This window comes from Azoarcus sp. TTM-91 (assembly GCF_012911025.1).
In the GTDB taxonomy this organism is placed as follows: Bacteria; Pseudomonadota; Gammaproteobacteria; order Burkholderiales; family Rhodocyclaceae; genus Azoarcus.
In genome coordinates this window covers 19,082-28,962 of the sequence record NZ_WUEI01000055.1, presented here as the reverse complement: position 1 = coordinate 28,962, position 9,881 = coordinate 19,082, and the positions used below count along the sequence as shown (strand labels likewise).

Annotated in this window: 9 protein-coding genes; all 9 read right to left on the bottom strand. The window is 69.2% G+C overall.

Annotation, left to right across the window (positions count from 1 at the left end; genetic code table 11):
* Nucleotides 1-460: 460 nt before the first annotated feature.
* Nucleotides 461-1,087 (bottom strand): NapC/NirT family cytochrome c, encoded by a 627-nt coding sequence (locus GRF61_RS15020; RefSeq protein ID WP_169151444.1) that lies wholly within the window; start codon nt 1,085-1,087, stop codon nt 461-463.
* A 22-nt stretch (nt 1,088-1,109) separates the two neighbouring features.
* Entirely contained in the window at nt 1,110-1,562 is a 453-nt protein-coding gene (locus tag GRF61_RS15015) for a nitrate reductase cytochrome c-type subunit (RefSeq protein WP_133594370.1), read from the bottom strand.
* Nucleotides 1,559-2,524: a quinol dehydrogenase ferredoxin subunit NapH gene (gene napH / locus GRF61_RS15010; protein WP_169151443.1), complete on the bottom strand. Its 966-nt coding sequence runs from the start codon at nt 2,522-2,524 to the stop codon at nt 1,559-1,561. The genes GRF61_RS15015 and napH overlap by 4 nt, the downstream gene beginning before the upstream one ends.
* A complete protein-coding gene (gene napG, locus GRF61_RS15005; protein WP_169151442.1) occupies nt 2,521-3,408 on the bottom strand; it encodes a ferredoxin-type protein NapG in 888 nt (295 codons plus the stop codon). Before napG ends, napH begins: the two co-directional genes overlap by 4 nt.
* A gap of 70 nt (nt 3,409-3,478) precedes the next feature.
* The gene (gene napA / locus GRF61_RS15000) at nt 3,479-6,016 is read right to left on the bottom strand and encodes a nitrate reductase catalytic subunit NapA (protein ID WP_169151441.1); all 2,538 of its coding nucleotides are present in this window, start codon (nt 6,014-6,016) and stop codon (nt 3,479-3,481) included.
* Nucleotides 6,017-6,134: 118 nt separating this feature from the next.
* Entirely contained in the window at nt 6,135-6,401 is a 267-nt protein-coding gene (locus tag GRF61_RS14995; protein ID WP_169151440.1) for a chaperone NapD, read from the bottom strand.
* A complete protein-coding gene (napF, locus tag GRF61_RS14990; RefSeq protein ID WP_169151445.1) occupies nt 6,398-6,955 on the bottom strand; it encodes a ferredoxin-type protein NapF in 558 nt (185 codons plus the stop codon). Before napF ends, GRF61_RS14995 begins: the two co-directional genes overlap by 4 nt.
* A 174-nt stretch (nt 6,956-7,129) precedes the next feature.
* A complete protein-coding gene (gene narL, locus GRF61_RS14985; RefSeq protein ID WP_169151439.1) occupies nt 7,130-7,792 on the bottom strand; it encodes a two-component system response regulator NarL in 663 nt (220 codons plus the stop codon).
* Nucleotides 7,789-9,717 (bottom strand): ATP-binding protein, encoded by a 1,929-nt coding sequence (locus tag GRF61_RS14980; RefSeq protein ID WP_169151438.1) that lies wholly within the window; start codon nt 9,715-9,717, stop codon nt 7,789-7,791. The genes narL and GRF61_RS14980 overlap by 4 nt, the downstream gene beginning before the upstream one ends.
* Between the last annotated feature and the right edge of the window lie 164 nt (nt 9,718-9,881).

The following is a 9,881-nucleotide window of genomic DNA, read 5'->3' as shown; positions in this document are numbered from 1 at the left end:
GGGCGGGGCAGAGGTCACGACGATCACGCCCTGACCGCCGGCGCCACCTCTGCCCGTAGGCATGTGAGACAGGCGGCTCCTGGGCGGGAGCCGCCTGTTTTTTTGCTCGTGGTCCGTGCAGGCCCGAAACCGGGGCGCTTGAGCCGGATCCTCCAGGCCTTCCCCTCGCGGGAAGCGGCTGGGGAGGAGGGGCGCCCCGCAGGAGCGGCTGCGCGCCAGTCCGACCACCGCTTCCCTCTTCCCCGGTTTCTCTCCCGCAAAGGGCGAGGGGAGAAAACCCTCCCCTCGCTTGCTGAACCTCATGAGCCTGAAACGCTCGCGGCCCGGCCATGAGCAGCGCCGCGACGATGCCTCCCATGCGCTCCACCGGCATTGACTGCCGCAAGCGCCTGCGCAAGAAAAAACGGGCGAGCCCGCCAGGCCCGCCCGCCTTCCCGCTGGCGGCGTGCGCCGCCCTGCCCTATTCCTTCTTCGGAGCGGGCGGGTGGAACACCTCCGGCGCCACGCCTTCGTGGGCCGCGCCGATGTCCTGCGCCACCGGCGGCAGGGAGTGGGCGATGCCCTTGTGGCAGTCGATGCAGGTCTGCCCGGCGGAGAGGCCGGCCTGGTGCATCTGGTTGGAGCGGCGGCCCTGCACCGAGTAGTCGAAGTACTCGAAGTTGTGGCAGTTGCGGCACTCTTGCGAATTGTTGGCCTTCATCCGCCGCCATTCGTTCTGCGCCAGCTGCAGGCGCTTGGCGTTGAACTTTTCCGGCGTGTCGATGGAGCCCAGCAGCTTGTGCCAGACCTCGTTGGAGGCCTTGATCTTGCGGATCATCTTCGGCCCCCACTCCTTCGGCACGTGGCAGTCCGGGCAGGTGGCGCGCACGCCGGTGCGGTTCTGGTAGTGGATGGTGTTGCGGTACTCCTGGAACACGTTCTGCTCCATCTCGTGGCAAGAGATGCAGAACTGTTCCTTGTTCGTCATCTCCAGCGCCCAGTTGAAGCTGCCCCAGAACAGGATACCGCCGACGAAAGCGATGCCGAGCAGGCCCCAGCCGACCTTGCGTAGCCTGGCGACCAGGCTGCTGCCCTTGTTTTCGGTCATGATCTTCCCCGTCCGGTTGAGCTCAGCGCAGGCCGTCGGCGCGCTGGAACTTGTTGTTCACCAGCGGCGGCGCATCGGTCTGCGGTACGTGGCACTGGGTGCAGAAGTAGCGGCGCGGCGAGATGTTGGAGAGCTCGCCGCCGTCGCGGTCCTTGAAGTGGGTAAGGCTGACCTTGGTGGCGCCGGTCTCCTGGTAGCGGCTCCAGGCGTGGCAGTCCATGCAGCGGTTGAAGTTCTTGCTCACCTCGTAGCCTTCGATCTTGTGCGGGATCAGCGGCGGCTGCTGCACGTAGTCGCGCGGAATCGGGGCGCGGTCGGGAATCGGCTTGTAGATGCCCGGCGGCACCTCGGCTTCGCCGACGTCGTTACCACGGATGCTCTTGACGCCTTCGGCGAGGGCCAGCGGCGGCAACGTGCCGGCAATGCCGAGAACGGCAACCAGGGCCAGCGCGAGTTGGCGGATGGGTTTTTTCATGACTCGCTCCTGTTGAATCGGGTCGTAATGCGGAAAACGGACTTGCCGCAGACATCGATGCAGCGGCCGCAGCGAGTGCAGTCGCCATCGAGGATCAGGGGATGGTCTTGGCCGGCGGCTTTCAGCGCCGGGCGGATGACCTGGGGTTCGGGGCAGACCGCGAAGCAATCCATGCAGTCGTTGCAGTCGCGCCGGCGGGCGGCGGAAACACCGAGCAGGCTGGCGCGGCCCAGCAGGCCGTAGAAGGCGCCCTGCGGACAGAGGTGGCCGCACCAGCCGCGCGGCGCGATAAGCAGGTCGTAGAGGAAGACGCCGCCCACCAGCCCCCAGGCCAGGCCGAAGCCGAACACCAGCGCCCGGTGCAGCATGGACACCGGGTTCAGCCACTCCCACGCCAGGCTGCCGGTCAGCGCCGCGGCCAGCAGCACGAAGCCCAGCAACCAGTAGCGGCTGGCCGCGGCCGGCGCCTTGCCGCCCTTGAGCCCGAGGCGGCGGCGCAGCCAGGCGGCGGCGTCGGTCACCAGGTTCATCGGGCACACCCAGGAGCAGAACAGCCGGCCGCCGAGGGCGAGATAGAAGGCGAGCACGATGCCGCCGCCGATCAGCGCCTGCCGATAGGGCAGATGTCCGGCCGCCAGCGACTGCGCCAGCACGAAGGGGTCGGACAGCGGCAGCACGCCCAGCGTGAGGCTGGAAGTGAGGTTGCCCTTGACGATCCACCAGCCGAACCAGGGGCCGACGAGGAACAGCGCCAGCACGCCGAGCTGGCTCAGGCGCCGCAGCAGCAGCCACTTGTGCGCCCGCAGCCAGCCCTTGGCCGCCACCGCTTCGGCACCCGGCCGCGCGGCGAGGCCGAGCTGGGCGGCGCCGCGCACGCTGCTGCGCGGCAGCGCCGGCCTGGCGCTGGCGGCGGACTGGGCCGACACCACCGGATCGGCGGCGGGATCGCGTGGCGTGCTCATGGCTTCCACCTCGAATCCAGGCTGCTGCCACCGGGTGCCGCGGGCACCGCTTCCGGCTGCGCCAGCGGCGTTTCGCCGGGCCGCAGGCGAGTGTCACCGTAGGCCTTGTCCTCCATGCCGCGCACCGGCAGTTCCACCTGCTCGCCGATCAGCGAGCCGCCGGCGGCCTCCTTCTCTTCCCAGCCGCGACGGTAATGTTCGGCACGCGAGCCCTGCGCCAGCTTCAGCGGCAGCACCTTGATCGCCGCCTCGCCCGGCAGCACGCAGGCCTTCTCGCACTTGCCGCAGCCGGTGCAGTAATCGGAATGCACCGTCGGCAGCAGCATGGCGTGGCGGTCGGAGCGCGGGTTGTGGCTCTTCTCCAGCGTGATCGCCTTGTCGATCACCGGGCACACCCGGTAGCAGACGTCACAGCGCAGGCCGAGGAAGTTGAGGCAGGTCTCGTGGTCTATCAGCACCGCCAGGCCCATGCGCGCCTGGGTGACGTCGGTCAGGCCGCGGTCCAGCGCGCCGGTGGGACAGGCGACCACGCAGGGAATGTCCTCGCACATCTCGCAAGGCACGCCGCGGGCCTCGAAGTAAGGCGTGCCGGTGGCCGGCGCATCGCCCAGGCGGGCGAGCTTCAGCGTGTCGTAAGGGCAGTCGCGCACGCATAGGCCGCAGCGCACGCAGGCGGAGAGGAAATCGCCCTCGGCCAGCGCACCCGGCGGCCGCAGCGCGGTGGCCGGCAGGGCTGCCGCCTGGCGCGCATACAGCCCGGCACCCAGCGCCAGCAGGCCTGCGCCCCCCGCCACGCCGGCGGCTTCCTTGAGGAAGCGGCGGCGGGACGAGCGCGTGCCTGTCGTGGCCCTTGCGGGTGCCGGAGTGTCGTTGGCGTCTTTCATGATGATCTCGTCGCGCGGACGGCGGGCGGCGGCGCCCGCCGGGCGTGCCGCGCCATCCGCGCTGCGGAACTCAGGCCTTGGTGACCTTCACCGCGCACTTCTTGAAGTCGGTTTCCTTGGAGATGGGGCAGGTGGCGTCCAGCGTGAGCTTGTTCACCAGCCGGCCTTCATCGAAGAAGGGAACGAAGATCAGGCCCTTGGGCGGCTTGTTGCGGCCGCGCGTTTCCAGCCGGGCGACGACCTCGCCGCGGCGGGAGGCGATCTTCACCGCCATGCCGCGCTGCAGGCCGCGCTTGGTGGCGTCCTCCGGGTGCATGAAGACCTGCGCCTCCGGCACCGAGCGGTGCAGCTCCGGCACCCGCCGCGTCATCGAGCCGGTATGCCAGTGCTCCAGCACGCGGCCGGTGCACAGCCACATGTCGAATTCCTTGTCCGGCATCTCCGGCGGATCCTGGTAGGGCAGCGCGAACACCACCGCCTTGCCGTCCTTGTGGCCGTAGAACTTCACGCCCTCGCCCTGCTTCACGTAGGGGTCGTAGCCTTCGCGGAAGCGCCACAGGGTTTCCTTGCCCTCCACCACCGGCCAGCGCAGGCCGCGCGCCTTGTGATAGACCTCGAAGTCCGCCAGGTCGTGGCCATGGCCGCGGCCGAAGCGGGCGTATTCCTCGAACAGGCCCTTCTGCAGGTAGAAGCCGAAGGCCTTGCCTTCGTCGTTGGTGTAGCCGGGGATGGCGTGGCCGTTGGCCTTCTCGATGTCGGCCAGCGGGAATTTGTTGACGCTGCCGTTGGCGAACAGCACGTCGTACAGGGTCTTGCCCTTGAGCTCCGGCTTCTTGGCGATGAGCTCGGCCGGCCACACTTCCTCGACCTTGAAGCGCTTGGAGAACTCCACGTACTGCCACAGATCGCTCTTGGCCTCGCCCGGCGCGCTCACCTGCTGACGCCAGAACTGGGTACGGCGCTCGGCGTTGCCGAAGGCGCCTTCCTTCTCGGTCCACATCGCCGACGGCAGGATGAGGTCGGCCGACAGCGCGGATACGGTGGGATAGACGTCGGAGACGACGACGAAGGCTTCAGGGTTGCGCCAGCCGGGGTAGATCTCGCCGTTGATGTTCGGCCCGGCCTGCATGTTGTTGGTGGTGCTGGTCCAGTAGCACTTGAGCTTTCCATCCTTCAGCGCGCGGCTCTGCGCCACCGCGTGCAGGCCGATCTTGGCCGGGATGGTGCCTTCCGGCAGTTGCCAGATTTCCTCGGCGATGGCGCGGTGCATCGGGTTGCCGACCACCATGTCGGCCGGCAGGCGGTGGGCGAAGGTGCCGACCTCGCGCGCGGTGCCGCAGGCGGAGGGCTGGCCGGTGAGGGAGAATGGGCTGTTGCCCGGCTCGCTGATCTTGCCCACCAGCAGGTGGACGTTGTAGATCATGTTGTTCACCCAGGTGCCGCGGGTGTGCTGGTTGAAGCCCATGGTCCACAGCGACATCACCTTCTTGTTCGGATCGGCATAGACCTCGGCCATCCGCTTCAGGCGCTCGGCGGGCACGCCGGAGAGCTTGGACACCTTCTCCAGCGTGTATTCGGAGACGAACTTGGCGAACTCGTCGAAGCTGATGTCGCGGGCGGCATTGGGGTCGCCCTTGGGCTTGCCCTCGGCGCCCGGGTAGCCGTTGCTGCTGGCCTTGGCCTCCAGCTCGTGGTTCGGGCGCAGGCCGAAGCCGATGTCGGTTTCGCCGGCCTTGAACCTGACGTTGGCGTTCACGAAGGCGGTGTTCACCCGCTTCGTCTGGATGATGTGGTTGCAGATGTAGTTGAGGATGGCAAGGTCGGTCTGCGGGTTGAAGACCATGCCGTTGTCCGCCAGCTCGAAGGAGCGATGCTCGAAGGTGGACAGCACATGCACCTCGCAGCCCTCGCGCGACAGCCGGCGGTCGGTGATGCGGGTCCACAGGATGGGGTGCATCTCCGCCATGTTGGAACCCCACAGCACGAAGGCATCGGCGTTCTCGATGTCGTCGTAGCAGCCCATGGGCTCGTCAATGCCGAAGGTGCGCATGAAGCCGGTGACCGCCGAGGCCATGCAGTGGCGGGCGTTGGGGTCGATGTTGTTGGTGCGGAAGCCGGCCTTCCACAGCTTGGAGGCGGCGTAGCCTTCCCAGATCGTCCACTGGCCGGAGCCGTACATGCAGATGGAATCGTTGCCATGCTGCTTGATGGCCGTTTTCCACTTCTCGGCCATGATGTCGAAGGCCTGGTTCCAGCTGATGGGGGTGAACTCGCCTTCCTTGTCGTACTTGCCGTTCTTCATCCGCAGCAGCGGCTTGGTGAGGCGGTCCTCGCCGTACATGATCTTGGACAGAAAGTAGCCCTTGATGCAGTTGAGGCCACGGTTCACCGGCGCATCCGGGTCGCCCTGGGTGGCCACTACCCGGCCGTTCTGCACGCCCACCAGCACGGAACAGCCGACGCCGCAGAAGCGGCAGGCGGCCTTGTCCCAGCGCACGCGGGTGTCGGCGCTGCCCGGCTGGGCCTGCACCGCCAGCGGCATGCCGGCGGTGGCGGCCGCCGCGGCGATCGCGTTGGCCTTGATGAAGTCGCGTCTATCCATGCTCATTTTGTTTCTCCAGTCGGTTGTCCCGGCCACGCGGCGCGGGCGTCCCGCTTCGATTGGGTGGAGCGCCAGGCTCCGCGGATGCTGATTTCGTGCGGCCGGCGCAGCGGCGGCGGGCGGTTCATGCCATTGCCAGCGCCGGCGCTTCGGCCAATCCTTCGTCGGTGTATTCGTAGGCCAGGGTGGCGACCAGCACGTGCTGGGTCAGGCTCACGGCCAGGATGGAATCGCTGGTGGAGTAGCCGTCGCCATCCTCCACGGTGACCACCAGCCGGCCGCTGTCGGCACAGCGGGAATGCACTTCCACGCCGGGGATTTCGCCCAGGGTCTGGCTCAACTCGGCGAAATGCTCGGGCTTGGCCCGCAGCACCAGGCTTGCGATCTTCATGCGGCTTCCTCCAGGTTCGGAGCGGAGAGGGGAGAGGCGTCCGGCGGAGCGTCGGACGGGGGCGCGAGCGCGACCATCTCGATCGCGCTCCCCGGACAGGGGGCCTGGCAGGCGCCGCAGGCGCTACATCGGCCGGCATCCAGCTCGGGCAGGGCTACGCCGCCCAGGCGCGGGCGGAAGCGGATGGCGGCGGCTTCGCAAGCTTCGCCGCAGACGCGGCATTCGATGCCGCGGCGGGACAGGCAGCCATCGCCGATGGCGGCCACCCGTGCCCAGGGAGGCACGCCCTCCTGCCGGCGCAGGGCTTGCGGCCGGGAGGGCGCGGCGCAGGCGGCGACACAGGCGCCGCAGAAAGTGCAGGCGCCCAGGGAGAAATCGGTGATGGGGAAACCGCCGCCGCCCCGGCGCAGCACGCCGGTCGGGCAGGCAGTGATGCAGGCATCGCAGCGGGTGCACAGCTCGATGAAGCTCGCTTCCGCCAGCGCCCAGGGCGGCCGCAAGGGCGATGTCCCCTCCCTGGCACCCGGCGTCCGCAACAACGTGCGGCGCGACATCGACACGGCTTCCACGATCCAGCTCCCCGCAAAAAACTCTTCAGCGGGGTCTATTGGATGCGGGCGCCCCCCGGCGCGTCATTGATGGCAGTCAAGACGAGAATCGCTCTCATCGCCCTGCCACGGAAGGGGGTATTCCCGCGCGGCCCGGCGGCCGCCGGGAAAAGTCTCCGGCTACTGCGCCTGGCCGGGCGCGCGCAGATGCTCCACCGCCCACACCGCCGCCTCCACCCGCGAGCGCACCGCCAGCTTGCGCAGGATGTGCTTCACATGGACCTTCACCGTGCCTTCGGCGATGTCCAGCTCGCGGCCGATGAGCTTGTTCGACAGGCCGTTGGCGATGTGGCCGAGGATGCGCAGCTCCTGCTCGGTAAGACCGGCCGCCTCCACCGAGCGCGGGCGGGTTTCGCCGCGCAGCGCGGCGGCCATCAGGTGGGTGAGCTGCTCGGAGATGACGATGCGGCCGGCGGCGGCTTCGGCCAGCGCCTCCACCATGGCCTCCGGCTCCATGTCCTTCAGCAGGTAACCGTCGGCGCCGGCGCGCAGCGCGGCGACCAGATCCTCGCCGGCGTCGGACACGGTGATCATCACCACCCGGGTGTCGAGCTGGGCCGCGCGCACGCCGCGCAGCACCTCCAGCCCGCCCATGTCCTTCATGTTGAGGTCCAGCAGCAGCAGGTCCGGCGCCAGCCGCAGGCACAGCGCCAGGCCCTCGCTGCCGCCGGCGGCCTCGCCGATGAGGTCAAAGGCCGGCACGGTGGCCAGCAGCTGCGCCAGGCCCTTGCGGAACAGGGGGTGGTCGTCCACCAGGACGACGCGCTGTCGCTCCTCGCTCATGCCGGCCGGCCTCCCCAGTTCATCGCCACCGCCGGGCCCTCCTCTTCCACGCCCAGCGTGCCCGGCCGCGCCTGGAAACGCAGGGTGACGCGGGTGCCGGCGCCGCGCCCGGCGCTGACGTCCAGCTCGCCGCCCAGGCTGCGGGCGCGCTCGCGCATGATGGTCATGCCGTGGTGGTTGCGGCTGTCCAGCGGTTCGGCCGGCAGACCGACGCCATCGTCCTCGATGACGACGGTGACCCGCTGCAGCGCATTGCTGCTGAGGCTGACGGTGGCGTGCCGGGCCGCGGCGTGGCGGACCATATTCGACAGGGCTTCGCGGATGATGTGCAAGACGTGGATCTCCTGGTTGGGGCTGAGCGGACAGTCCGCCAGCCGGGTCTCCAGCCGGATGTCCACGCCGCCCTTGCCGGCGTATTCCGCCACCGCGGCGCGCAGCAGGCCGGGGAAATCGCCGCTCATCTTCAGCCGGAAGGAGCTCAGCAGCTCGCGCAGCTGGCGGTAGGCGGCGTTGATGCCGGTGCGCAGATCGGCAACGATGGTGGCCGCCTCCGCCTGCCGCGCCGGGTCGCCCAGCACCGGCTGCAGCAGCGCCACCTGGATCTTCATGTAGGACAGCGCCTGGGCGAGGGAGTCGTGCAGTTCGCGGGCGATCACCGAGCGCTCTTCCTGCAGCGCCAGCATGCGCTCCTGCTCGTTGCGCCGTGCCGCGCCCAGCGCCATGCCAATGTGGCGCGACAACGCTTCCACCAGCTGGCGCTGCCAGTCCTCCAGCCGGTGGCCGGCCGGCAGGGTGAAGCGCAGCATGCCGTAGTGGCGTTCGCTGTCGCGCAGCGGCACCCGCAGCAGCTCGTGCCCGCCCTCGCGGCGGTAGATCCAGGGCTGCGCGTCTTCGCGGCACAGGCCGCAGCCTTCGCCATCCGCGCTGTGGCGTTCCGGGCACGGCCCCAGGGTGGAGGCGAGCACGGTGGCGGGGCCGTCGTGGCGCGGCTCTATGCAGGCGAAGCTGCCGTCCAGCCCCATCAGCTGCTCCATGTCGCGCAGAGTGTCGGAGTAGGCGTCGGCCGCCGCTGGCGCGTGGTACAGGCGGGCGATGGCGTGGTAGAGCAGCTCCAGCGAGCGGTTGCTGCGCTGCAGCTCCGCCGTTTTCGCTTCCACCCGCTGTTCCAGGTCGCGGTAGAGCTTGGAAAGCTCGCTGGCCATCAGGTTGAAGGCGGCGCCGACGCGGCCCAGCTCGTTGCGCCCGGTGTAGGCCGCCCGCGCGGAGAAGTCGCCGCGGCCGATGCGGCTCGCCACCGCCAGCAGGTCGCTCAACGGCAACGACACCAGCCGGTGCAGCAGCAACAGCGCCACCGCGACCAGCACCAGCGTGCCGACGATGGCGATGGCCAGCGTCTGCCGCAGGTCGGCGATGCGCGTCTCGGTGTCGTGCTCCAGCACCGCCACCAGGGCATTGAGCTGATCGACGAAGGCATCCACCTCCACCAGTATGGTTTCGATCTGCGCTTCGTCCGGCACGCTGCCGGTCGCCATCAGCGCCTCGATGTGCGGCTTCAGGCTGGTGCGCCAGCCGGCCTGCACGCCGCGGTAGGTGGCGGCGAACAGCCCGCCGGGGGCCCGCTCGCGCACCCGCAGCAGCTCGTCGTTGTCCAGCTGCGCCTCCAGCTGGGCGATGGCCTTCGCCACCCGCTCGCCGGGCGCCGCGCCGCGAGCGACGTCGGCCGCCGCCAGGCTGGCGATGCGGTGGGTGAGCCGGCGCAGGCTGCCGGCGACGTTGACGGCGCTGGCGCTGCCCTGCACCGTCTCCGCCACCACCACCGACACCGTCATGCCGGCCAGGCCGATCAGCGTCACCGCCGCCAACGCCAGCCCGACCAGCAGCAGGATGGAGCGCCGGGCCAGCGCATCACCGTATTTCCTTCGCATGCCGCGCTCCTTCTCTGCGGTTTCCCGGATGAATGTGGACATACCTCGATAGAACCGCCGCACCGCTTCCGGTTTCAGGCGCCGCAAGGCAAGCCCCGATTAAACAAGACCTTACCCATTTCGTCTTATACCTCCTTGGAGGTATGCCGCCCGTGCCACGCCCC